General features: G+C 68.2%; 23 protein-coding genes. 10 read left to right on the top strand and 13 right to left on the bottom strand.

Annotated elements, in window-relative coordinates:
• Positions 1–10: 10 nt before the first annotated feature.
• Both ASD37_RS25435 and ASD37_RS25440 read left to right on the top strand, forming a co-directional pair.
• Positions 11–595 carry a TetR/AcrR family transcriptional regulator gene (locus ASD37_RS25435; protein WP_255354943.1) on the top strand — a complete coding sequence of 195 codons (585 nt, stop codon included), beginning with the start codon at positions 11–13 and terminating at the stop codon, positions 593–595.
• Positions 596–650: 55 nt separating this feature from the next.
• A complete protein-coding gene (locus ASD37_RS25440) occupies positions 651–1,688 on the top strand; it encodes an agmatine/peptidylarginine deiminase (RefSeq protein WP_056558125.1) in 1,038 nt (345 codons plus the stop codon).
• 31 nt (positions 1,689–1,719) lie between these two features.
• Here ASD37_RS25440 and ASD37_RS25445 read toward each other — a convergent pair whose 3' ends face one another.
• The 5 genes from ASD37_RS25445 to ASD37_RS25465 form a co-directional block, all read right to left on the bottom strand.
• A complete protein-coding gene (locus tag ASD37_RS25445) occupies positions 1,720–2,466 on the bottom strand; it encodes a GAF and ANTAR domain-containing protein (RefSeq protein WP_056558127.1) in 747 nt (248 codons plus the stop codon).
• 46 nt (positions 2,467–2,512) lie between these two features.
• Complete coding sequence (locus ASD37_RS25450; protein WP_056558129.1) at positions 2,513–3,220, bottom strand: GAF and ANTAR domain-containing protein; 708 nt, start codon at positions 3,218–3,220, stop codon at positions 2,513–2,515.
• 91 nt (positions 3,221–3,311) lie between these two features.
• Positions 3,312–3,881 (bottom strand): hemerythrin domain-containing protein, encoded by a 570-nt coding sequence (locus tag ASD37_RS25455; protein ID WP_056558132.1) that lies wholly within the window; start codon positions 3,879–3,881, stop codon positions 3,312–3,314.
• Positions 3,882–4,147: 266 nt separating this feature from the next.
• Positions 4,148–5,506 (bottom strand): NAD(P)/FAD-dependent oxidoreductase, encoded by a 1,359-nt coding sequence (locus ASD37_RS25460; protein WP_056558134.1) that lies wholly within the window; start codon positions 5,504–5,506, stop codon positions 4,148–4,150.
• A gap of 33 nt (positions 5,507–5,539) precedes the next feature.
• Positions 5,540–6,238 carry a TetR/AcrR family transcriptional regulator C-terminal domain-containing protein gene (locus tag ASD37_RS25465; RefSeq protein ID WP_056558136.1) on the bottom strand — a complete coding sequence of 233 codons (699 nt, stop codon included), beginning with the start codon at positions 6,236–6,238 and terminating at the stop codon, positions 5,540–5,542.
• Between the two features lie 79 nt (positions 6,239–6,317).
• Between ASD37_RS25465 and ASD37_RS25470 the strand changes: the two genes are divergently transcribed.
• Positions 6,318–6,596, top strand: coding sequence for a hypothetical protein (locus ASD37_RS25470; RefSeq protein WP_056558138.1), 279 nt, complete (start codon positions 6,318–6,320; stop codon positions 6,594–6,596).
• A gap of 81 nt (positions 6,597–6,677) precedes the next feature.
• Complete coding sequence (locus ASD37_RS25475; RefSeq protein ID WP_370073090.1) at positions 6,678–7,028, top strand: SRPBCC family protein; 351 nt, start codon at positions 6,678–6,680, stop codon at positions 7,026–7,028.
• On the opposite strand, the gene ASD37_RS25480 is transcribed toward ASD37_RS25475, so the two are convergent.
• Positions 7,018–7,488 (bottom strand): Lrp/AsnC family transcriptional regulator, encoded by a 471-nt coding sequence (locus ASD37_RS25480; protein WP_056558143.1) that lies wholly within the window; start codon positions 7,486–7,488, stop codon positions 7,018–7,020. The two genes, ASD37_RS25475 and ASD37_RS25480, sit on opposite strands and share 11 nt — an antisense overlap.
• Before the next feature lie 138 nt (positions 7,489–7,626).
• Here ASD37_RS25480 and ASD37_RS25485 point away from each other — a divergent pair, with 138 nt between their 5' ends.
• From ASD37_RS25485 to ASD37_RS25505, 5 genes are all read left to right on the top strand, one after another.
• A complete protein-coding gene (locus ASD37_RS25485) occupies positions 7,627–11,133 on the top strand; it encodes an indolepyruvate ferredoxin oxidoreductase family protein (RefSeq protein WP_056558145.1) in 3,507 nt (1,168 codons plus the stop codon).
• 254 nt (positions 11,134–11,387) lie between these two features.
• Positions 11,388–11,636 carry a hypothetical protein gene (locus ASD37_RS25490; RefSeq protein ID WP_156721090.1) on the top strand — a complete coding sequence of 83 codons (249 nt, stop codon included), beginning with the start codon at positions 11,388–11,390 and terminating at the stop codon, positions 11,634–11,636.
• A gap of 111 nt (positions 11,637–11,747) precedes the next feature.
• Entirely contained in the window at positions 11,748–12,929 is a 1,182-nt protein-coding gene (locus tag ASD37_RS25495) for a zinc-dependent alcohol dehydrogenase (protein ID WP_056558147.1), read from the top strand.
• A 72-nt stretch (positions 12,930–13,001) separates the two neighbouring features.
• Positions 13,002–13,994: a pyridoxal-phosphate dependent enzyme gene (locus ASD37_RS25500; RefSeq protein WP_156721091.1), complete on the top strand. Its 993-nt coding sequence runs from the start codon at positions 13,002–13,004 to the stop codon at positions 13,992–13,994.
• A 228-nt stretch (positions 13,995–14,222) separates the two neighbouring features.
• Positions 14,223–14,561, top strand: a complete 339-nt coding sequence (locus ASD37_RS25505) for a hemophore-related protein (RefSeq protein WP_079925145.1) — start codon at positions 14,223–14,225, stop codon at positions 14,559–14,561.
• A 97-nt stretch (positions 14,562–14,658) separates the two neighbouring features.
• Here ASD37_RS25505 and car read toward each other — a convergent pair whose 3' ends face one another.
• The 6 genes from car to ASD37_RS25535 all read right to left on the bottom strand — a co-directional run bounded on the left by car (position 14,659) and on the right by ASD37_RS25535 (position 20,004).
• Positions 14,659–18,192, bottom strand: coding sequence for a carboxylic acid reductase (gene car, locus ASD37_RS25510; RefSeq protein WP_056558153.1), 3,534 nt, complete (start codon positions 18,190–18,192; stop codon positions 14,659–14,661).
• A gap of 197 nt (positions 18,193–18,389) precedes the next feature.
• On the bottom strand, positions 18,390–18,590 hold the full coding sequence (locus ASD37_RS25515) for a hypothetical protein (protein WP_156721092.1): 201 nt from the start codon (positions 18,588–18,590) through the stop codon (positions 18,390–18,392).
• 66 nt (positions 18,591–18,656) lie between these two features.
• Complete coding sequence (locus ASD37_RS25520) at positions 18,657–18,950, bottom strand: DUF4235 domain-containing protein (protein WP_056558157.1); 294 nt, start codon at positions 18,948–18,950, stop codon at positions 18,657–18,659.
• Positions 18,947–19,237 carry a DUF3618 domain-containing protein gene (locus tag ASD37_RS25525; protein ID WP_056558158.1) on the bottom strand — a complete coding sequence of 97 codons (291 nt, stop codon included), beginning with the start codon at positions 19,235–19,237 and terminating at the stop codon, positions 18,947–18,949. Before ASD37_RS25525 ends, ASD37_RS25520 begins: the two co-directional genes overlap by 4 nt.
• Positions 19,224–19,634 (bottom strand): phage holin family protein, encoded by a 411-nt coding sequence (locus ASD37_RS25530; protein ID WP_056558357.1) that lies wholly within the window; start codon positions 19,632–19,634, stop codon positions 19,224–19,226. Before ASD37_RS25530 ends, ASD37_RS25525 begins: the two co-directional genes overlap by 14 nt.
• Positions 19,635–19,728: 94 nt before the next feature.
• A complete protein-coding gene (locus ASD37_RS25535; protein ID WP_056558360.1) occupies positions 19,729–20,004 on the bottom strand; it encodes a hypothetical protein in 276 nt (91 codons plus the stop codon).
• Positions 20,005–20,148: 144 nt separating this feature from the next.
• Here ASD37_RS25535 and ASD37_RS25540 point away from each other — a divergent pair, with 144 nt between their 5' ends.
• On the top strand, positions 20,149–22,668 hold the full coding sequence (locus tag ASD37_RS25540; protein WP_056558363.1) for an excinuclease ABC subunit UvrA: 2,520 nt from the start codon (positions 20,149–20,151) through the stop codon (positions 22,666–22,668).
• On the opposite strand, the gene ASD37_RS31690 is transcribed toward ASD37_RS25540, so the two are convergent.
• Positions 22,665–22,835, bottom strand: coding sequence for a hypothetical protein (locus ASD37_RS31690; RefSeq protein WP_156721093.1), 171 nt, complete (start codon positions 22,833–22,835; stop codon positions 22,665–22,667). The two genes, ASD37_RS25540 and ASD37_RS31690, sit on opposite strands and share 4 nt — an antisense overlap.
• Positions 22,836–22,850: the final 15 nt, after the last annotated feature.

A 22,850-nucleotide genomic window follows, 5' to 3' on the forward strand; every position in this document is an offset into this window, starting at 1 on the left:
CCGCACCGCCCTGGCCCTGGTCGACCGGCACGGCGTAGAGGGTGCCAGCATGCGGCGCGTCGCGCAGAAACTGGGCGTGAACCCCACCTCGCTCTACAACCACGTCGCCGACCGGGCGGCGATGATCGAAGACCTTCGCGCCCTGGTGTCGGCCAACATAGATTCGGCGCCCCTGCGCGAACTGCCTTGGGAGGAAGGGCTTCTCGCGTGGGCCAGGTCCTACCGAGTGGCCTTCGCGCGGCATCACCGCGCGGTGCCCCTACTCATGACCACACGTGCGTCCGCGCCGGTGTTGCTGGCGGAGTACGAGGACTTCGCTATCGCGGCAGAGGCAGTCGGGTGGCCGAGCGCGGAGGTATTACCGCTGTTGACCGCGTTCGAATCCTTCATCCTCGGCAGCGTGCTGGACATGTCCGGGCCCAGCATAGTGTTCGATCCGGCTGGCCAGGAGGAACGCTTCCCGCGCCTGGCCGCCGCCTACGAGACACTGCAGGACGAAGACCCCGACGATCCCATCGCCACTCGCGCGTTCGAGCGGGGTCTGGCGATGCTGGTCGCATCGGCACGTCCGCCGCGCCCCAAGCGCAAACGATGACCTACCTCGCGCGCAATCCCTTGCAAGCATTGATTCCTCGAGAAGGACGGTACTCATGACCTGGCGCATGCCATCAGAAACGGCCCCCCACGACCGAACGTGGATGGCCTTCCCCCGGGAGGGCTTCACCATGGGCGACAGCGCCGCCGGGCGGGAGGAGTGCTACGCCGCGTGGACCGAGGTCGCGCACGCCGTCGCCGAATTCGAACCGGTCAGCATGGTGGTCGACCCCACCGAGATCGAGCGGGCACGACGAATGTTGTCCTCCGCGGTCGACATCGTCGAGTTGCCACTCGACGAATTCTGGATGCGTGACTTCGGGCCCACCTTCGTCGTCGACGACGACCGTCCCAATGTGCTTGGCGCAGTGGACTGGACGTTCAACGGATGGGGCTCACCGGACTGGGCGGAATGGACGAAGTCGGCCGAGGTCGTCCGCGGGGTGGCCCCACTGGTCGGCGCCGAGATCGTCAGCTCGACGCTCGTCAACGAGGGCGGCGGGATCCACGTCGACGGAGCGGGAACGGTGTTGCTCACCGAGACGGTGCAGCTCGACCCGCGCCGGAATCCGTACGCCGACAAGCGTCGCGTCGAAGCGGAGCTGGAACGCACGATCGGGGCCACGCACGCAATCTGGCTGCGGCGCGGCCTTACTCGGGACTACGAGAGCCTTGGCACCAACGGCCACGTCGACATCGTGGCGACCATCCCGTCACCGGGCCGCCTCCTCGTGCACGCTCAAACCGACCCCGGGCACCCCGACCACGAGGTGAGCAGGGACGTCCGTGCCGCCCTCGAGGCGACGACGGACGCCGCGGGACGCACGTGGGACGTCGTCGACGTGCCCGCTCCGGCCACCCTTCGCGACGCCCATGGCTTCGTCGACTGGAGCTACGTCAACCACCACGTCGTCAACGGCGGCGTGATCGCCTGCGGTTTCGGAGAGTCGGTGGCCGACCAACGCGCCAGCGAATTGCTCGGCGAGGCCTACCCCGGTCGGCGGGTGGTGACCGTCGACGCGCGGCCGATCTTCGCGCGCGGCGGCGGCGTCCACTGCATCACGCAGCAGCAGCCCCGAGTCGGGGGGTCCTAGCGAGCCCACCCGGAAGAGTGGGGACCGATCCTCAGACGTGCAGCTGCCGCATCGCGTCGAGGATCGGTCCACGCTCCGTGGGGTGCGCCATCAGGCGCCGGGCCACGTCGCTCATGTGCTCGCCGTTGACGCGGGCGTACTGCCGCAGCAGCACGAACGCCGTCTCCACGGAGACCCCGAGGCGTTCACGTAGGAACCCCTTGGCCTGCTCCACCAGCACCCGGCTCTTCAGCGCGTGGTGCAGATGAGGCAGCACCGTCGCCGGGCTGGGGGAGCGTTCCTGCAGGATCGCGACGCAGGCGACGTGGGTGAGGGTTTGACCGACGAGCTGGTCGGCGTCGTTCAGCTCGCCGACCTGAGTTCCGAACAGGCCCATGGCGCCCAACACGGTGCCGCCCGCGCGCATCGGCAGGGCGTGCACCGAGGCGAAGCCGGCCTGGGTGGCGGCCTCGGCGAAGCGGGGCCAGCGGTGCGCGTCACCGCGCAGGTCAGCCACCGACAGCGGTTGACCCGTCGTGAAGCAGTCCAGGCAGGGTCCTTGTTCGGCCTGCAGCTGGAACAGCTCGAGATCCCGGGTCTTCTCCGACGTCGCCGCCATGAGATGTAGTTCGCCGCCGGGGTCGGCGAGGAGCAGACCGGCCGCGTGCACGTCGAGAACCTGGGTGCAGCTCTCGGTCAGTTGAGTCAGGAGCTCCACGACGTCGTAGTCGTCGAGCAGTGTGTCGACCAGGGTGACCACCGCCGCCAAGACCTGTGTCTCCCGCGGGAGTTCCGTCATGGGCGAGTACCCCCGTCGACCTTCGTCCGGTGTGTCGTCGGCCGCATCAGTCGGCGTCCAGCCGGAGGCGGCGCTCGATGATGTCGCGAGCCACCTCGGTGGCGCTGCGCCCGGTGGCGTAGGCGTGCGCCCGGAGCCGGATGAGTGCCTGGGACGGGGTGACGTCGAGCTGTGCGACGAGCATCCCGGTGGCCTGGCTGACCTCTGCCCGCGCGAACTGGGAAAGCTCAGCCCACGCGTCGCTCGCCGGGTCGCTGATCGCCGCCACCGAGTCGTCGGAGAGCAAATCCATGAACGGCACGGTCGCAATCTGCGCCGCGATGAGAGCCCCCGCAGACGTCTCGGCAGGCCATCTGCCGGGCAGGGTGCGGAACAGGTCGAGGGCGCCGACGTACTCACCGGCCACCACCACCGGAGCGGCGTAGACGCTGCGGATGGTGTGGGTCAACAGAGCGGGCCGAAAGGCCGGCCATCGCAACTCGTCGGGATGGGTCAGGTCGGCGGATGCCACGGGCCCTCGCGATTCGACGGCGTCGAGACACGGTCCCTCACCGTAGGTGAACTGCAACTCGTCGTACTTGCGCGCCGCGGGGCTGGAGACGCCGACCGTGCCCATGTTGATGCCGTCGTACACCGCCGAGATGGCCGCCGCCTCGACGTCGAACAGCATCACGCACGCCACGCAGAGTTGGTCGGCGGCCGCGAGTCCACGTCGGTCGCCCACCGCGGCGATCAGCTGATCGTGGAGTGCCACGTCAGTTCCCGCCAGGAAGCCAGCTCATGGCACCAGCATGCGCCATCGGGCCCGGGTCGACACCATACGGGGTTGAAGTCGACGTCACGGGTCACTGTCCCTTCAGGCTTCCGATCCCCAGCGAGGAGTCCTTCGGCGGACTCGCGTCCTCGACGGAGTCGACGTAGGCCTGCGGATCGCGGTCGGAGACGTCGAGGCCGCGAGTGGTCGGATGGCTGGTCATGAAGGCGTGGTACTGGCGGCCGAGCGCCTCGCGAAGCTGTGCGGGGGCGTGCTTGCGGAAGTCGGAGAGACCCTCGCGCTCCTCCTCGCCCATGTGTTCGTCGTTGGCCTTCCGCGCCCGGCCCACCGCGGCCCACCACTCGTCCGAGCCGATCTGCACGTCGTTCGCGTCCCGGACACTGTCGCGAATGTCGTTGTGGTCACCGATCGCGTCGAGGGTCTCCTCTTCGGGATCGTCCTCCCCGCGCTTGAGCAGTTGCGGATAGAAGATGGACTCCTCGGCGTACGCGTGGACGTCGAGTTTGTCGCCGAGCGGACGCCACACGCGCTCGAGGTCCTCGGGTCGCGGGGTCTTTCTCGCCTGCAGATAGTCGAGCTTGGCGAACTGTTCGCGGAACCATTCGTGGTCGGCGAGAATCAGCCTGGTGATGTCGGCCATGGGAGCTCCCAGAGAGGCAGCGGGTCAGGCCGCGGGGACCGCGGGTGACGTGCAGTCCTCTACGTATTCGTAACCGCAGGGGCGGCAGGACACTTCGTAACGAAGGAAACCGCCGTCGCCCTCCTGGAACGAGTAGTCGGCTTGGACCATGCACCGCGGGCACCGTGCGATGCCTCGTTCGACCACGCTCATCGGCCGGGCCTTTCGTCCTGGGCAGCCCCACGGCTACCTGCGGAGACGGAATACCCAGCGAGGCCGACCGTCAATCACTGGTGTGGCGACGCCTCGACCGCGCGTGGTGACACCGGACCGCAGGCCGACCAGGTGTAGGGCTGCTCCGGGGTGGTCGCGCTTCCCAGCATGAACGTGCGGTCGGTGCGCCGGGCGCGCGCGATCGTCGCCAGCCAGGTGGCCACGGTGCTCACACGGTTCTGCACCCCGGTGAGGAAGGCGATGTGGATGAATCCCCAACCGAGCCAACCCAATACGCCGGTAAGCTTCACGGGGCCGGCCTGCAGCAGGGCGTGGCCACGGCTGATGTAGGCCGCCGAACCCAGGTCACGATATCGATAGGGCTTGCGGGGCTGGCCCTTTCGGTCGCGGCGCAGGCAGGCCGCGACGTGCAGGCCGCCCTGCATGGCGTTCTCGGCCACGCCCGGCAGGTGGTCCCGTCCGACCAGGTCACCGATGACGAAGACCTCGGGGTGCCCCGGCACTGTCAGGTCGGGTTCGACGGCGATCCGGCCCGCGTGATCCGACGTCGCACCGAGCACCTCGGCCACGAGCTTGGCGAAGGGCACGGCTTCCACCCCGGCCGTCCACAGCACCGTCCGCGCGGCGTAATCCTCGCTGGGGCCGCCGGCCTTGGGGGTGACGGTGATGCCCTCGCGGCGGACGTCGGTGACGTGCACGCCCATGTGCATCTCGACGCCGAGGTCCTCCAGGATCGTGGCGGCCTTGGCTGCCAGGCCGGGCGCGAAGCTACCGAGTACGCACGAACCGCCGTCGAAGAGCAGGACGCGGGCGTCCTGGGGCTCGATGCTGTGGAATTCGTTGGCCAGCGCGCGGGTCGCCATCTCGCGGATCTGGCCGGCCAGTTCCACCCCGGTGGGCCCACCGCCGGCGATGGCGAAGGTCAACCACCCGTCGCGTTCGGGGCCGGGGGCGAGCGTCTCTGCGATTTCGAAGGCGGCGAACAGCCGGCGGCGGATCGTCAGCGCGTCGTCGAGGGTCTTCATCCCCGGCGCCCACTTCGCGAAGTCGTCGCGCCCGAAGTAGGACTGTCGCATCCCGGCGGCGACCACCAGCACGTCGTAGTCGAGTTCGAAGGTGCTCTCGTCGGGGCGCCGCGCGGTGACGCGGCGGGCGTCGGCGTCCAGGTCGACGGCCTCGCCGAGGAGCGTGGTCACGTTGCGGTGGTCGGCCAGCTCCTCGCGCAGCGATCGGCTGATCTGGCCGATGCTGAGCGTTCCGGTCGCGCATTGGTAGAGCAGCGGTTGGAAGACGTGGCAGGCGGCCCTGTCCAGGAGCGTGACGTCGACGTCGTCGCCGCCGAGGCGGCGGGCACAGAACAGCCCGCCGAATCCACCACCGATGATCAGCACGCGCGTCCGACCGTTGCTCATCGCTCGACAGTACGCAGCGCGGAACCCGTCGCCCTACGGCGCCGAGGCGGCCAGGCCCTTGAGCATCAGGTCGAGAACCAATTCGAACGAGGGCTGCACCATGTACTCACCGAGGTGCGGCGCCGCGGCCTGGGTGAGGGGATGTTCGTCGTCTGGCAACCGGGTCGACAGCGTCTGCCAAGAGGCTCTGTCGGCGTCCTGAATCTCCTCGGGCAGGGTGACGATGGCGCTCTGCAACATCGCCTGACCGAGCACCACGTCGGCGATGGCGCCGAACCACTTCGCCGCGGACTCGTCGCCGAACCCGCCATCGCGCAACAGCCCAAGGGTGAGCTCGACGGCTCGCAGCTCGTTGGGCAGACCGGTCGCCCGGCTCGCGACCGCCAACCCCGCCCTTGGAAAGTCCTGCGCGTAGACCGTGAACAGGACTCGCCCGAGCGCGGCCAATGACTCCAGCCAGTCGGCCCCCGGTGTCCAGCGGTCGAGGCCAAGACCGATCATCCGGTCGGCCACCGCCCGCACGACGTCGTCGACGCCGGTGAAGTGCCGGTACAGGGCCGACGCGTCGGCGCCGACGGCCGCCGCGAGCGTCCGCGCGCTCAGAACTGACGCGCCCCGGTTCTCGATCAGGTTGACCGCGGCGTCGACGTAGGCCTCGCGCGACAGCTCGGTGCCGGTCCTGGTGCGACGGCGTCGCCGCCCCGCCACGTGCTGCCTTCCCGACTCGGCCACCGTTGTGCGCTCCTTATGTCAACACCGTTGACGCCTACGTCTCGATGCCGGAGTCTGGGGCGCCAAGGGGGTGAGATCGGTGCCTGACAGACATCCGACAGTTCGTAATTTTAGGCGCGTCGCGGGGCAGGCCGGACACGTAAATTACTTCGTAGAGGTCGAGGCCAGCGGCGATGACTCGCTCCACCTCGTCTTCGCAGGCAACATCTTCGTCGGGCCGGTGCTGATGTCCAGCAGGAACGGCGACGGCCGCTGGGATCACCAGATGATCGACCATCCTCGGCAGTTCGGTGAGTTCGTGTCGGCGGAATGGGTCGACCGGTTCTTGGACTCCTGGTACGAGGCCCTGGCTGCCTGACTGTTTGGCCGGCCCAACGCCAGGGAACAGCGGGGCCATGAGCGCGAACGGCACCGGCGGATGTTGAGCACGGCACGCACGATGGCCGTTCCGGCCGAGTCGGCGTGGCGGGTGCTTACCGATTTGTCTCTGTGGCCGCAGTGGGGCCCCACGGTGCAAGGGGCTCAACTCGACGAGGCCGGACCGTTGCGGCTCGGTTCCCGTGGCAAGGTGTGGACGCCCGTGGGGGTGCCGCTGCCATTCGAGATCACCGAGTTCGACGAGGGCAGCGCGTGGGCCTGGAAGGTCCTCGGAGTGTCCGCGACGCGCCACGTGGTGACCGCACACTCGCAGGGGTGCCGCGTGTCGTTCGGCGTGCCGCTGTGGGCGCCGGCCTATCTGCCCGTGTGCGTGTTGGCGCTCAAGCGAATCGAGGCTCTGGCTAGGGCTTAGCGAGCGCCTCCAGCAGTGGCCTGGTGCGGTAGGCGACGACTTCGTGCATCGCCACCGACATGGTGGTGCGCTCCACACCCGGCACCCCGAGTATCAAGCCGGCAACGCGGTAGAGGTCGTCAGCGTCCGTGGCGACCACACCGATCAACAGGTCGGCCGCCCCTGACAGGCCGGTGATCTGGGTGATCTGCGCGATGGTCTCCAGTTCGACGAGCACCTGATCCAGGCGATGCTGGTCGACCACTGCGCTGATGAACGCCTTCAACGGGTAGCCGAGATCGCGCGGGGACACGCAGCGGTCGACTGGTGCGAGGACCTTGTCCTCGTCCCACCGTGCCAGCCGGGCCGCGACGGTGTTGCGGGCCAGTCCGAGCGCGGCTGCCAACTGCACGCCGGTGGCCCGAGGCGCGTCGCACATCGCCAGGAGCATCCGCGCGTCGGTGCGATCGAGCTTCGTCATGTCGCCCAGTATTCCACGTCACACTCTGCCGATAATGGGCAACATGCTCAACGTTGTCGCCTTGGCTTGCTCAGTATGCATACCGATGGTTCCCTGGAGTCAGCAGTTCGCCCACTACAGCCAAGGTGGTGACCCTCCATGACGGATCTTGAGAGCCGCGTGATCGACCGCCAGCCCTACGAATTGGGCGACCGCTACCGATCTGGTTCGGGCGCGGTGGTGCTGACCGGCGTGCAGGCCATCGCCAGGGCGCTGGTCGAGCAGCACGAGCGCGACATCCGCGCGGGCCGACGGGTGGCGACGTTCGTCTCGGGCTATCAGGGCAGTCCGCTGGGCGGCGTCGACCGGATGCTCTCGGGAATGCCCGAGGTGCTGGATGCCAACGACATCACCTTCGTTCCCGGCCTGAACGAGGAGTTGGCCGCCACCTCGGTGTGGGGCAGCCAGGCCGATCTCGCGGCGTTCGCGGCGGCGGCCGGCATCTCCCACTCCACGCCGAAGTACGACGGCGTCGTCGGCGTGTGGTACGGCAAGGGCCCCGGCCTCGACCGCGCCACCGACGCGCTGCGGCACGCCAACATGTACGGCGTCAATCCCCATGGGGGAGTGCTGCTTCTGGTCGGGGACGACCCGGCGTCGAAGTCCTCCACCGTGCCCGCCGTCAGCGAACGGTCCCTGGCCGCGCTCGGCATCCCGGTGCTGTTTCCGCGCAACGCCCGCGAGGTCGTCACGATGGCGATGCACGGGGTGGCGATGTCGCGAGCCTCCGGGTGCGTGGTCGCGCTCAAGATCGTGGCCGACGTTGCCGACGGCGCCTGGTCGGTGGACGGCGGGGTCGCCGACGTCGACGTCGTGGTGCCCGAAGTGCATTGGGAGGGAAGGCCTTTCGTCTACCGGCAGCGACCGATGGCTGCGCCGGCCAGCAGCCTGGACGCCGAGGCGGATCTCTACGGTCCCCGTGCAGAGGTGGTGCGCGCGTACGGCGCAGCCAACGTCCTCGACGTCGTCGAGCTCGACCCTCCCGGCGCGACGGTCGGGATCGCCGCCACCGGAACGACGTTCGACGCGGTACGGCAGGCGTTGGCCGATCTCGGCGCCAGCGACGTGGCGCTCTACCGCGCAGGGGTTCGACTGCTGCGCATCGGCATGCCGACCCCGTTGGGGCCCGATTCCGTCACGGCCTTCGCCGATGGATTGGACGAGATCCTCGTCGTCGAGGACAAGACGGCATTCGTCGAAACCCAGGTGCGCGAAATCCTGTACGGCACGGCGGGCGCCCCGCGCATCCTCGGCAAGAAGGACGCCGCCGGGCGGCCGCTGATCCCCGCGGGCGGCGAACTCACCGCGGGTCGCCTGCTGGCCCCGCTGCGTCGGATATTCGCCGGCCGGCTCGAACTGAAGACGCCACCGCCTCCCGCCCTGACGCTCGACGTCCTCCCCGCCAAGCGCGCCGCCTACTTCTGCAGCGGCTGCCCACACAACCGGTCGACCGCCGTGCCCGAGGGCTCGCTGGCCGGCGGCGGGATCGGTTGCCACACGATGGTGACGATGTCGGACCGCACGGACAGCGCCGTCACCGGACTCACCCAGATGGGTGGCGAGGGCAGCCAGTGGATTGGCCAGGCTCCGTTCACCGACGTTGCGCACATCTTCCAGAACATCGGCGACGGAACCTTCTTCCACTCCGGCCAACTCGCCGTGCAGGCCGCCGTCGCGGCGGGTGTCAACATCACCTACAAGCTGCTCTTCAACGAGGTCGTCGCCATGACCGGCGCGCAGAACGCCGAGGGCGCGCTGACCGTCGCAAGGCTGACGCACAAGCTGACCGCCGAAGGCGTCAAGCAGATCATCGTCTGCGCCGACGAGCCCAAGCGACACGATCGCCGTGAGATGGCGAAGGGCACGACCGTCTGGCACCGCGACCGACTCGACGACGCCCAGAAACGGCTGCGCGAGGTCCAAGGCGTCACCGTCCTGATCTACGACCAGCACTGCGCGGCCGACGCCAGGCGGCAACGCAAGCGCGGCACGCTGCCCACCCGCACCACCCGGGTCCTCATCAACGAGGCGGTGTGCGAGGGCTGCGGCGACTGCGGGGTCAAGTCCAACTGTTTGTCGGTTCAGCCGGTCGACACCGATCTGGGGCGCAAGACGCGGATCGACCAGACGTCGTGCAACACCGACTACAGCTGCCTTGACGGCGACTGCCCGTCGTTCGTCACGGTCGAGGTGACTCCCGGTTCCGCCAAGGCGGGTTTCGCCGCGACGAAGAAGCGCGCACCCGCCGCGCCGCCACAGCTGCCCGACATTGAGGTCGAACCGATCACCTCGACCCACAACGTCTTCTTCGCCGGCATCGGGGGAACCGGCATCGTCACGGTGAACCAGGTCCTCGCGACGGCAGCGCTGCGAGCCGGCTACGAGGTGGAGAGTCTCGACCAGATTGGGATGAGCCAGAAGGCCGGACCGGTCGTGTCGCACCTGAGGTTCGCCGCGGGCAGGCTCGAGCCGTCCAACCGGCTCACGCCGGGGGCCGCGGATTGCTTCGTCGCCTTCGACCTTCTGACCGCCGTGGACGGCAAGAACCTCGAGTACGGCGACCCCGCTCGGACGATTTCGGTCGCGTCGACGTCCAAGACGCCGACCGGCGCCATGGTCTACGACAAGTCGGTCGCCTATCCCGAGACGCCGTACCTCCTGAACCGGCTCGGCCAGGCGTCTCGCAGCGTGCACTCCTTCGACGCCTTGGCGGCCGCTCAGACCCTGTTCGGCAGCACGGCGGCGGCCAACTTCCTGCTGATTGGCGCCGCCTACCAAAGTGGGGCGCTGAAGATCCCTGCCGAGTGCGTCGAGGAAGCCATCCGCGTCAACGGGGTCGCGGTCGAGGCGAACGTCGCCGCCTTCCGCTGGGGTCGAGTGGCCGTTGCGGACCCGTCCCGCTTCGGCGACGCCGTCGCTCCCGCGCCGGCGCGTCAGCCCATCTCACCGCCCGCACGCGTCCTGGCCGGAACGTCCTTCACCGGGCAACTGGGCGATCTGGTCTCGCGGCGGGCCGCCGACCTGATGGAGTTTCAAGGCGAGCGGGTGGCTCGTCGATACGTCACGGTGATGCACGACGTGTGGACGGCCGAGCGCGCGGCGTCGGACCGCACGGAGTTCAGCGAAGCCGTCGCCCGCGGCCTCTTCAAGTTCACCGCCTACAAGGACGAATACGAGGTCGCCCGGCTGCTGACGGATCCGCGATTCGTCGAGCAGGTCCAAGCCGAGTTCCCCACCGGGAAGAAGATGACCTACAAGCTGCACCCGCCCGCGCTGCGAGCCGTCGGAAGGAAGAAGAAGATCGGCCTCGGACCGAGGAGTCACGTCGCATTGCGCGTGCTCGCCAAGGGAAAGGTGTTGCGTGGCACCGTGTTCGACCCGTTCGGCTATGCACACGTCCGCAGGGTGGAGCGTCGGCTGCGCGACGAGTACGAACACATCGTCACCGAGTTGGCTGCCGGGCTGAAGGGTGGGGACTACGACCGTGCGGTCGCCGTCGCCGCACTCCCCGACGTGGTCCGTGGCTACGAGGGCGTGAAGCTCGCGAACGTCGACGCCTATCGCGTGCGATTACGAGAACTCGGCGTCGACGAAAGTGCCAGCTAACAACCGACTCTGGCGGTGACGGTGTAGATTCGCCGATAGAGCGGTACCGCAGGCCGGCCTGTGATGCCCTCAAGCCCTTGACGGTTTTGGCATCAAGCCCTCAAGGGCGCTCCTCGTCAGGCGCCCCCGGACCCCGGGTGACCCCCCGGTTTCACGTGACGAAGACGTCATATCTGCCGAAGTGTTGTCGGCGCGTCCTCGAGTGGTCGAGAATGTGAACCGTCGGGGAAACTTTGACAGACGGGGGAACGATGATGAGTGAAGTCGCAGCCAGCGGCGGCGGTGACGCGCCTGCAGGCGTCGGCATTACCACGCGGGTTCGAGTGTTTCCCAGCTCCGACCGAGAGGCCCACGGAGTGATCGTCGACGACTTCGGCGAATCCATCGGCATCCCGGTCGAAATCGGCGGCAACCTCATCGCCGGACCAGCACGCCGCTGGGCAGTGATGCTGGACGACGACAATCTGTTGTTCGTCGACAGCGAGGATCTCGAACCCGAGTAGCCCCCTCCGCATCTCCAAGCCGGGCAGCTACCCGGGTCGCCGAGTTTTGCCGTGCCAGACGCGGGTACGTGGCCTCCGCAAGGCGGACACGGACGGCGGACGGAGCACACGATGAAGGCAGTCACCTGGCAGGGCAAGCGCGACGTGAGGGTCGAGCAGGTTCCCGACCCACGGATCGAAGAGCCGAACGACGCGATCATCGAGGTCACCTCCACCAACATCTGTGGGTCCGACCTTCACCTCTACGAGGTGCTCGGGCCGTTCATGACGCCCGGCGACATCCTCGGCCACGAGCCGATGGGCATCGTCCGCGAAGTGGGCAAGGACGTGTCCAACCTCGCGGTTGGAGACCGCGTCGTCATCCCGTTCCAAATCTCGTGCGGTCACTGCTACATGTGCGACGCGCATCTCTACACCCAGTGCGAGACCACCCAGGTGCGCGATCAGGGGATGGGCGCTGCCCTGTTCGGGTTCTCCGAACTCTACGGCGCCGTTCCCGGCGGACAGGCCGAGTTGCTGCGGGTGCCCCAGGCCCAGTTCACCCACATCAAGGTGCCCGACGGTCCGCCGGATTCGCGCTTCGTCTATCTCTCCGACGTGTTGCCCACCGCGTGGCAGGCGGTGCAATATGCCGACATTCCGGACGGCGGCACCGTCGCGGTGCTCGGGCTCGGCCCCATCGGCGACATGGCCGCGCGCATCGCGCATCATCTCGGGTACGACGTCATCGGCGTCGACCTGGTTCCGGAACGCCTCGCGCGCACCGCTGCCCGCGGCATCCGCACCGTCGACCTGAACGAGATCGACTTCGCCGTCGGCGACGCGATCCGCTCGATGACCGACGGTCGGGGCACCGATTCGGTGATCGACGCGGTCGGCATGGAGGCACACGGCTCGCCGGTCACGAAGGTCGCCCAGCAGGTGACGGGACTACTTCCCGACGCACTGGCCAAGCCGTTCATGAAGAAGGCAGGCCTTGACCGCCTGGGTGCTCTCTACTCCGCCATCGACGTCGTGCGGCGCGGCGGGAACATCTCGGTCATCGGCGTGTACGGCGGAGTGGCGGACCCGATGCCGATGCTGACCATGTTCGACAAGCAGGTCCAGCTCAAGATGGGCCAGGCCAACGTCAAGCGGTGGGTCGACGACATCATGCCGTTGCTCGGCGACGACGACCCGTTGGGCGTCGACGACTTCGCCAGCCACGTGCTGCCGCTCGACGACGCGCCCCACGCCTACGACATCTTCCAGAAGAAGCAGGACAACGCCGTCAAGATCATTCTCAAGCCGTGACGTGACGACCCGTCCGACGGAGGGTTCGGCCGAGCTCTTCTCGCTGCGACACCGTCGGTGACGGGGATGGGGATGGAGAATCGTCGGATTAGGGATCTAGAACCCGTTGCCCTGAGCACCGTTCCGACACCGCTCGAGGCGGCGCCGCGGCTGGGCGCGGCCATCGGGCTCGGCCCGGACGACCTCTGGATCAAGCGTGACGACCTTCTGGGGCCTGGCGGTGGCGGCAACAAGGTGCGCAAGCTGCAGTACACGGTGGCCGCCGCGCTCGCCGCAGGCGCAACAACCCTCGTCACCACCGGCGCGGCGCAGAGCAACCATGCCCGGCTCACCGCTGCTGCGGGGGCCCGGCTCGGCCTCGACGTGGTTCTGGTGCTGGCCGGAACCGGCGGTGCCGCCACTGGCAACCTGGCGTTGGACGCGATGCTCGGCGCCAGGATCGTGCGGGCGGGCGACGTCGACTCGGGGGAGTTGGAGCGGCGCGCGGCACGGATCACCGAGCAGCTGACCGCGAACGGTCGCGTTGCCAGCCAGATTCCGTTCGGCGGATCCAGCGCGACCGGGGCCCGCGGATACGTCGACGCCGGCCACGAACTGCTCGCCCAGCTTCCGGGGCTGGCGCAGGTGGTGGTGGCGGTGGGCTCGGGAGGTACTGCCGCCGGCCTGACCCATGCGCTCGGCGCCGACCGCGTCCTTGGCGTGCACACCGGGGCGGTGCCCGATCCCGGGCCGCGGATCGGGAACCTCCTCGCCGGGCTTGGCGGTCTCAGCGATGACGCCGCCCCCGCGCTGCGGCTGCGCACCGACCAGGTGGGTGCGGGCTATTCGGCCTTCACCGAACCGGTGAAGGACGCCCTGCTGCTGGCGGCGCGTACGGAGGGGCTGATCCTCGACCCCGTGTACACCGGCAGAGCGCTCGCCGGGCTCGTCGCAGCGGTCCGCGACGGTGACGTCCGCCCCGGTCAGTCGACGGTGTTTCTGCACTCCGGCGGGTTGCCGGGACTGTTCGGCTCCGATGCCGCGATGTCCTGGGCTGGTTCGCTGGCCGAGGGCGAAGAAAGTTAGCGAATCCGGGGCGTTCGGCCCGCTGAGCGCTGGACTGCCCGTCGGAACGGGTTTAGCGTCGACCCTTAGCGGCAAAATAGCTACCGTGGCTAACGAAGTCGGTGTCCGCTCGACGAAGTGCGGATTTTGCCCTCGGAGAAGATGTAACACGGGCGCCGTCGCCGACGGTTAAACTCGTGACGACACTTCGATGATGCCGTCGTATACACGTGTCGGAAGGTGGACGAAATGACTTTTTCAACGAAGATGGCCGCTGGTTTGGGTGGTTTGGCTCTCGCCGCAATGGCGGGAAGCGGAATCGCCTCGGCAGCCCCCGGTGACGCCGTGATCCTCAACTCGACGTGCACCTACCCCCAGGTGATCGCGGCAGCCCAGGCCCAGGATCCCGTGGCGACCGCTGCGCTGCAGAAGGACCCCGCGGCCAACGGGTTCCTGCAGGGCCTCGTCGCCTCGCCTCCCGGGTCGCCCGAGCGTCAGCAGAAGATCAACTTCGTCCGTAGCTTCCCGCAGGCGGCGCAGTTCAACGGGCTGATCATGTCCGTGGCGACCAGCTGCAACAACTACTGACCGGTTGAGCATTGCGGGGCTGCCGTAGCGCAGCCACCGACACGAATGCCCACCTCCGAGCAAAGTCGCTCAGAGGTGGGCATATTCGTGTGACCAGTTAGAGAAGCCCGAGCAGCTCCAGGTCGGTGGCGTACTTGTCGATCACGGGTGCCGTCAGGTGGGGGATGTCCTTCTCCGGGCCAATCTTGGCCTCCTGCACCGCGGCCCGGAAGTGGTCCACCGGCGCCATCGATCCGTTCACCGGTTGCTGCGGTCGCCCGTAGTTGTGCAGCAGCGGCAACAGCGACGCCTGACGCTGCCTCTCCGGCAAGCTCCGTAGCGCCGTCTCGAACCGGCCCAACCAGTCGCCGTAGCCGGGGATCCTGACGATCGGGTGGCCGGCCTCGACCAGCCAGTCGACGAAGGTGTCCATGCTGATGCCGTCGTCATGGGGATTCATGACGTGGAACGTCTCGAACCCGGTGACGTGGGCACTGATCGTGTCGACTGCGTCGGCGATGAATTCGACGGGCAGGCCGTCGAAGTGGGCGCGCTGCCGACTTCCGCCGCCGTCCAATTCGTAGAACGACGCCGGGGCCACTCCGGTCGCCACCACGCTCAGCATCATCCGGGTGAACATGTCCGGCACGTTCAGCTGACCCGCATAGGTGGTGTCGGCCATGATCATGTCGCACCGGAACACCGAGACCGGCAGGCCGCACAGGTCGTGCGCCTCACGCAGCAGCACCTCGCCCGCCCACTTGCTGTTCCCGTAGCCATTTGCGTAGTCGTCGTTGACCTTTCGCGTGGCGCTCATCTGCCGGATGTCGGTCTCCTCGACGAAGTGACCCGGCTCGATGCCGTCCCCGACGCCGATCGTCGAGATGTAGACGAACGGCTTGATGCGGGTGGTCATGGCGATGCGGATCAGCTCGGCGGTGCCGACGACGTTGGGCCCGAACAGCTGGCTGTAGGGCAGCACGTGGTTGACCAGGGCGGCCGGGTCGACGATCAGGTCGACCGTGTCGGCCAACCGCTGCCACGTCTCCTGCGACAAGCCGAGATTCGCGTCGCCCTTGTCGCCGGCGATCACCTCGAGGTGGTCGGACAGGGAAGTGTAGTGCTGCAACAGTTTTGGATCACCGCTGTCGAACGTCGCGTCAAGGCGGGCTCGCGCGTCGTCGTCGGACTTGGCCCGCACCAGGCAGATCACCTTGCCGTCGACCAGATCCATCCGCTCCAGCCAGTCCAGGGCCAGGTAGCGGCCGAGGAAGCCGGTGGCACCGGTGAGCAGCACCGTGCGGATCTCGCCGGCCGGCTTCGGCAGCGACGGCGCCGCGGAGAGCGTGGCCTCGTCGACGAACTCTTCCAGTGTCAGGTCGCGCGCATGCACCTCGACCGCGTCGCGGCCGTGAACGGCGTCGTACGTCGGTCGCTTGATGCCGCCTGCCAGCTGCGCCTCGACATAGGTGGCGATCGACGCGAGGTCGCTGGCCGGGCTGACGATCACGCCGACCGGCACGTCGACCTCGAAGATTTCGTGCAGCAGGTTGGCAAAGGTCAACGCCGACAACGAATCTCCGCCGAGATCGGTGAACGCCGAGTCAGGCGCCACATCGGCGGCGGCGGTCCCGAGCAGTGCGCTCGCGGCCCGGCTGACGGTCTCGGCGACGGGGCGCTTGGCACCGTCGCGCCGCAGGGAGCGCAGCACGTCGGCCTGACCGTCGGCGAGGTCGACGTACAGCTGCTCGAGCCGCTCGCCGTAGAACTCCTTGAGCTTCGGGCGCGCCAGCTTGCGGATGCCGGTGAGCAGTCCGTTCTCGAGCGTGAAGGGGGTGGTCTCGACCAGAAAGTCACGGGGGATCTCGTAGCCCTGCAGCCCGGACTCCCTGGCGACGCTCTGCAGCGCCTCGGCGAGTACGGACTTCACCGCGGTGACGTCGCCGCCGACGCTCGCGAGTGCGTCGTCGGTCGGCACGACCACCGCCAGCAGGTACGAACGAGAGCTGTTGCCGTAAACGAAGATTTGGCGGACCGACGGATGACCGCCGTAGGCCGCTTCGAGTTTCGAGACGGTGACGAACTCGCCCTGCGACAGCTTGAGCACGTTGTTGCGGCGGTCGACGTAGGACAGCTGCTCGGGTGCGGTCTCCGCGAAGACGTCGCCGGTGTGGTACCAGCCGTCGGTGTCGAACAGTTCGGCCGTCACGTCGGGCCGCTTGTAATAGCCGGGGATGACGTCGGCCGTCTTGACCCACAGTTCACCACGGGCATGTGGGCGATCGGTGGCGAAGTAGCCGAGCTCGGGGACGTCCACCAGCTTGTAGTCGAGCACCGGTGGCCGTCGGATCGCGCCGTCGACGAGCACGACTCCGGCCTCGGTGGAGCCGTAGCCGTCCTGCACGTGGACGTCGACGAAGTCCTCGATCCAGGAATGCAGTTCGGGCGAGATCGGCGCCGAGCCGGTGATCGCCGAGAACTGGCGTCCACCAACGAGACTCGTGCGCTGCTCGGCCATGACCTCCTGCTCGACGGCGGCCCGGTCGGCGTCGTCGAGGGCGCCGGCCCGGCGGTCGGTCTCGCTTTGGACCTCCTGGAACAGCATTTCCCAGATCCGGGGGACGAAGTCGAGCTTGGTCGGACGCACCAGCGAGAGGTCCTCGAGCAGCGTGGAGAGGTCGCTCTTGGCGGCGAAGTAGGCCGTGCCGCCCGCGCCAAGCGTCGAGTAGAGGATCACGCGGCCCATGACGTGGCTGATGGGCATGAAGCTCAGGGTGATGGCGGGCAGCTTGTTCTCGGTGTCCCACTCGGGGCTGAACCAGCCGCGCCAGCAATTGGCCATCAGGCGGTCGGTGTACATCGCCCCCTTGGGCGCGCCGGTGCTGCCGGAGGTGTAGATCAGCAGTCGGAGGGCGTCGGCGTCGCCCGTGCGGGTCTCCGCCGCGGCGGAGTGCCTGGCGCCGCCCTCGACGACGTCTTGGAGGGTCGTGACGTCGACCTTCAGGTCGGCGAGGCGGGTGGCGGCGGACTCGAGCGCTTCGCGGTGGTCGTCGACCTGGGGGTGGTAGTCGAACACCACCAGGCGCTGCGGTGCGTGGGCGGTGAGCGCGAGCTCGACCGCGTCGTCGAGGTGGTCCATGCTCGAGAGGATCACCACGGGTGTCGTCTCGACCATGATGGGCTGCAACTGGGCGACGGGCGCACTGGTCTGCAGAGGGACGGACACCGCGCCCGTGAGGGGCAGCGCCATGTCGACGACGGCGTAGTCGGCGCTGGTGAATCCCAGGGTTGCGACGCGGTCGCCCGGCTGGACGGGGTTCCCGGCCAGCGCGTCGGCAAGCGCGCGGACCCGATGCCACGTCTCGCGGTAGGTCAGGGTGTCGAAGCGCGGCTGAAGTGAGGCGACCGTGCGGCCCGACTCGTCGGGAACGAACTCGACGGCGCGTTGGCCGAGCGCGGGCCGGTCGGCGTAGCCGGTCATCGCGATGCGGATGACGTCGGCAAGCATCTCACCGGGACCCTGCATGGCGGCGGTGACCGTCGGATCGGGTTGGGCCGCAACGAGTTGCGGGTCTCCGGTACCCGACCGTGAGGTCAACTCGTCGAAGCGGCGGGAGAGGCGTGCTTCGCGGGCGGTGGTGGGAGTTGACATTGGGGTCTCCTCAAAATCCAGGTGGTCGTATCGCCAACGAGTGCCGTCGTCGGCTCCACTGCCGAAAACTACGTTAGCGAAACTAAATATTCCTGGACAGTTGCTGTGAGGAGGCTTGTCCTTCGGCCCGCCAGGCCTCCGAACGGCGCAGTCGTCGATGCGACCTGTCGCGGTCGGTGATCGATCTCACTCGTTGCTCAACGCACCACGACGTCGACGCCTGCGCTCAGAACCACCGCGCTCACGACGAACGACGCCACCGCCCATCCGACGGCCGCGCGCTTGGTTTCCATGGCGACGACGGCCGCGATGACGGCGAAGAAGATCGCTCCCACGAAGACCGCGATCGCAGGCCCGCCATGCGGGATGACCGCGAAGGCCACAGTGGTCGTCGACATGCTGCGATGGTGGCACGGCGACCACCGGTCACCCTGTGGATGTGCTCCCCGTCTGCTGGGGCCGAGTCAGCTACCCGGCCACTCGCCGGTCCATCGCTCGAAGGCCCGAGCTCCCTGCCGGTCGATCACGGTCTTGACCAGTGAGTAGACGACACCCTGCACGGCGGCCGCCACCAAGATCTCCTTGAACGGATACTCCGTTTGCAACGCCGTCGGTGGATCCGGCTTGTCGCCCGGGCTGGCCCGCTTCCAGATCTGCTTGAAGATGGCGCTGGCCACCAGCCCACCCAGGATCGAGCTGACCAGGCCCACCGGGCGGTAGAGGATCTTCGCCGTGGCCGACGGCGCGGTGGGGCTCATCGCCTGCTCCGACGCCAGAAGACGACGCCGATGACGAGCACGGCGACTGCGATGGCGGTGACGGGAAGCGCGGGTTTGACCGAGCCGTCGGACGTGGTGGTGGTCTCGACGACCTTCTCCTTGGCCTCGGCAACCGCGTCACCGGCCCGAGCCTTGACGTCGAGCTTGTGGGTCAACGCTCGCGCCGTCTCGCCGAGGTCTTCCCGAGTGGCCTCGATGTCGGCCTGCAAATCCTCGAGACTTGCCGCTGGCCCCGGTTCGGGCGGTGTGGGGTCAGGTGCGGTCATGGCTGGCGTCCTTCACTTCGTGGATGTCTTCCTTCACGTTCGCCACCGTTCGTTGCGGAACCGGCGACGCTTCCTGCACCTGGCGCTTGCCGATCAGCGCGGCGATGCCGCCGACGGCGAGCAACACGACGCCGACGATGAGGGCGGCGGTCCACACGGGGAGGACGAGGGCGATGGCGGCCACCGCGGCCGCAATCAGCGTGGCGACGCCGAAGACGGCGAATGCGCCTGCGACACTGAATAATCCGGCGCCGATGCCGGCGTGTTTTGCCGACTCCTGGAATTCCTTCTGCGCCAGCCGAATCTCGTCGCGGACGAGACGCGACGTCTGTGCCGCCATCTGGGTGATCAGTTCGCCGGTCGAGGCACTCTCGGTCGGCGTCGAGCCTGCGGTCATCACTCCTCCTTCACACGGTTTTCCCGGGTGCAGGCGGCGTTCCCCCTGTCGGCTCCCTCAAACCTGATTGCCGGCGGGGCCGCGTCGTCCCAGCTCAGTCGCCGTCCTTCTCCTTCTTGTCCTCGGAGTCCGCGTCATCAGAGTCGTCGCCGGCGGTGTCCTTCTCGTCGGTGTCGGTGTCCTCGGCGTCGTCGCGATCCTTTGCCCGATTTCCGCCGACCTCGAGCACGGCCCAGTGGCTGGGGGAGACGAGGACGGACCACTCGCCCTCGCGGCGCCCCATCTTGAGGACGCCGTCGTCGACCTCCCATGCCGTGTCGTCGTCGTAGTCGGTCTCTTGCCCGTCGGAGTAGGTCAGTTTGAATGCCATCACCGGAGCCTGCCACCGGCGCCCCGTCCCCGGGGCGAGCTCGCCAAAATCCATCAAGATCATTGTCGTTGCGGCAGTGGCCCTTTCGTCAACCGGTCCCCGCGGCATTTGGTCCTGGTGGAGGCCTGCGCCCACACTGACATCGTGTCAACGCCACCCGAAGACGTCGATCCCTTCGTCCGTGTCGTCGGATCGCAGGTCCACAATCTCAGGACCGTCGACGTGGCCGCACCCCGTGACGCGTTCGTCGCGTTCACCGGGGTGTCCGGGTCGGGAAAGTCGTCGTTGGCCTTCGGCACGGTCTACGCAGAGGCGCAGCGCAGGTACTTCGAATCCGTCGCGCCGTATGCCCGCCGACTGCTGCTGCCCGCCGGAGCCCCGAAGGTCGACGACATCACCGGACTGCCGCCCGCGGTGGCGCTGCAGCAGCGCCGCGGTGCGGGCACCTCGCGGTCGACGGTCGGCACCGTGACGACGCTGTCGAACCTGCTCCGGATGCTGTACTCCCGGGCGGGCACCTACCCGCCCGGCGCCACCATCCGGTTGGACTCCGACTCGTTCTCGCCAAACACCGCCATCGGGGCGTGCCCGGAGTGCCACGGGCTCGGTCGAATTCATCGCGTCACCGAGGAGACGTTGGTCCCCGACCCGACGCTGACGATCCGTGAGGGCGCCGTCGCGGCCTGGCCGGGGGCGTGGCAGGGCCAGAACCTGCGCGACATCCTGATCACCCTGGGCTACGACATCGACGTGCCGTGGAAGAAGTTGCCCAAGCGCAAGCGTGACTGGATTCTGTTCACCGACGACCAGCCGACCGTGGAGATCCATCCGAACCGTGCCGCGGTGACCGCCGACTACTTCTACAACGGCACGTTCTCCAGCGCCGAACGGCACGTGCGGCACACGCTCGCCAATTCGCAGAGCGCGATGATGCGTAGGCGGGTGTTGCAGTTCGTCGACTCCGTCGAATGCCCGGTGTGCGGCGGTTCGGGGTTGCGGCCGGAGGCACTCGGCGTCACCTTCGCCGGGAAGACGATCGCCGAGCTCGTCGCCATGCCGCTGACCGACTTGGCGGCGACACTGGAACCCGCGGCCAACCGCGTCGTCGTCGACGCGGCCTACGAGTCCATCGAGTCGGGCGAGTTCACGGAGGTCGCCACGATGATCGCGGCCGACCTCGTCGCGCGCGTTCAGGTTCTCGTCGACCTCGGCCTCGGGTATCTCAGCCTCAACCGACGGACGCCCACCGTCTCACCCGGTGAGCTGCAACGGCTTCGGTTGGCGACTCAGCTGCGGGCCGGCCTGTTCGGCGTCCTCTACGTGCTGGACGAACCGTCGGCCGGGCTGCACCCCGCCGACGCTGAGCCGTTGCTCAACGTGCTTGATCGCCTTCGGCGAGCGGGCAATTCACTCTTCGTCGTCGAGCACGACATGGACGTGGTCCGGCGCGCCGACTGGATCGTCGACGTCGGACCCGGTGCGGGCGAGCTCGGCGGGGAGGTGCTCTACAGCGGGCCGGTGCCCGGCCTGGCCGAGGTGTCGACGTCGGTGACGCGCCGGTACCTGTTCGGCGACGGGGTGTCCGAGCCGCGAGCCAAGCGGGTGGCGACGCAGACCATGCGCCTTGGTGGCGTGTGCTTCCACAACCTGCGCGACCTCGAGGTGGAGATTCCGCTCGGGGTGTTCACCGCCGTCACCGGGGTGTCCGGATCTGGCAAGTCCACCCTGGTCTGCAAGGTGGTGGGCGACGTCGTCGCCCGCCATCTGGGGTCCGCCGCCATCGCCGAGGCCGAGGACGCCGATCCCGCCGACGTCGACGCGGGAGTTGCCGACGTCGACGTGGACGCGAGCGTCGGAGTGACGGTGGACGGCGTCGAGGTGGTCGACCGGTTGGTGATCGTCGACCAGAAGCCCATCGGGCGGACGCCGCGGTCGAACCTCGCCACCTACACCGGCATGTTCGACGCCGTCCGGAAGGCGTTCGCGGCGACCGACGAGGCGCGCAAGCGCGGCTGGAGTGCGGGTCGCTTCTCCTTCAACGTGGTCGAGGGACGGTGTCCGACCTGTCAGGGCGAGGGGTTTGTCGCGGTCGAATTACTCTTCCTCCCAGGCACTTACGCGCCGTGCCCCACCTGCCACGGGGCCAGGTACTCCGAGGAGACCCTGCAGGTGCGCTATCACGACCGCACCATCGCCGACGTCCTGGCGATGACCGTGGACGAGGCAGCGGAGTTCCTCGCCGACGTCCCCGCCGCGTCGAGGAGTCTCGCCACGCTGCGAGACGTCGGACTGGGCTATCTGCGACTCGGGCAGCCCGCCACCGAACTGTCTGGCGGCGAGGCGCAGCGCATCAAGCTGGCGTCGGAGTTGCAGCGGTCCCGCCGCGGACACACCTTCTACGTCCTCGACGAGCCGACGACGGGTCTGCATCCGGCCGACGTCGAATTGCTGGAACGCCAACTGCACCTTCTGGTCGACGCGGGCAACACCGTCGTCGTCGCCGAACACGACATGGGCGTGGTGGCGGGAGCGGACTGGGTGATCGACCTGGGCCCGGGGGCAGGCGACGCCGGCGGTCGGGTGGTCGCCGCAGGCACGCCAGAGCACGTCGCCAGCGCAGCAGACAGCAGGACGGCGCCCTACCTGTCGGCGAAGCTGCGCTAGTTCTCGGCGCGGTGCCTGCCGCGGTAGGAGCCGGCGTCGCCCGAGAAGGCCCCGGTCGGGGACCAGCCGTGTCCGAAGAGTTCCAGTGACGGGTCGCCCACGGGTGGGGTGAACACGGGTCCACCGTCCCGGGCTGGGCTGACCACGAGGTCGTCGGGTTCGATCACGGAGGCTATTTACCC

Source organism: Mycobacterium sp. Root135, from assembly GCF_001426545.1.
In the GTDB taxonomy this organism is placed as follows: Bacteria; Actinomycetota; Actinomycetes; order Mycobacteriales; family Mycobacteriaceae; genus Mycobacterium.

Bases quoted from the DNA above. Each gene is read 5' to 3' on its own strand.
- ASD37_RS25505 (WP_079925145.1), top strand. From the start codon at position 14,223: ATGACTTTTTCAACGAAGATGGCCGCTGGTTTGGGTGGTTTGGCTCTC.
- ASD37_RS25490 (WP_156721090.1), top strand. From the start codon at position 11,388: ATGAGTGAAGTCGCAGCCAGCGGCGGCGGTGACGCGCCTGCAGGCGTC.
- ASD37_RS25535 (WP_056558360.1), bottom strand. From the start codon at position 20,004: ATGGCATTCAAACTGACCTACTCCGACGGGCAAGAGACCGACTACGAC.
- ASD37_RS25515 (WP_156721092.1), bottom strand. From the start codon at position 18,590: ATGTCGACGACCACTGTGGCCTTCGCGGTCATCCCGCATGGCGGGCCT.
- ASD37_RS25455 (WP_056558132.1), bottom strand. From the start codon at position 3,881: ATGGCCGACATCACCAGGCTGATTCTCGCCGACCACGAATGGTTCCGC.
- ASD37_RS25500 (WP_156721091.1), top strand. From the start codon at position 13,002: ATGGAGAATCGTCGGATTAGGGATCTAGAACCCGTTGCCCTGAGCACC.
- ASD37_RS25520 (WP_056558157.1), bottom strand. From the start codon at position 18,950: ATGAGCCCCACCGCGCCGTCGGCCACGGCGAAGATCCTCTACCGCCCG.
- ASD37_RS25495 (WP_056558147.1), top strand. From the start codon at position 11,748: ATGAAGGCAGTCACCTGGCAGGGCAAGCGCGACGTGAGGGTCGAGCAG.
- ASD37_RS25440 (WP_056558125.1), top strand. From the start codon at position 651: ATGACCTGGCGCATGCCATCAGAAACGGCCCCCCACGACCGAACGTGG.
- ASD37_RS25480 (WP_056558143.1), bottom strand. From the start codon at position 7,488: ATGACGAAGCTCGATCGCACCGACGCGCGGATGCTCCTGGCGATGTGC.
- ASD37_RS25475 (WP_370073090.1), top strand. From the start codon at position 6,678: ATGGCCGTTCCGGCCGAGTCGGCGTGGCGGGTGCTTACCGATTTGTCT.
- car (WP_056558153.1), bottom strand. From the start codon at position 18,192: ATGTCAACTCCCACCACCGCCCGCGAAGCACGCCTCTCCCGCCGCTTC.
- ASD37_RS25530 (WP_056558357.1), bottom strand. From the start codon at position 19,634: ATGACCGCAGGCTCGACGCCGACCGAGAGTGCCTCGACCGGCGAACTG.
- ASD37_RS25485 (WP_056558145.1), top strand. From the start codon at position 7,627: ATGACGGATCTTGAGAGCCGCGTGATCGACCGCCAGCCCTACGAATTG.
- ASD37_RS25460 (WP_056558134.1), bottom strand. From the start codon at position 5,506: ATGAGCAACGGTCGGACGCGCGTGCTGATCATCGGTGGTGGATTCGGC.
- ASD37_RS25525 (WP_056558158.1), bottom strand. From the start codon at position 19,237: ATGACCGCACCTGACCCCACACCGCCCGAACCGGGGCCAGCGGCAAGT.
- ASD37_RS25445 (WP_056558127.1), bottom strand. From the start codon at position 2,466: ATGACGGAACTCCCGCGGGAGACACAGGTCTTGGCGGCGGTGGTCACC.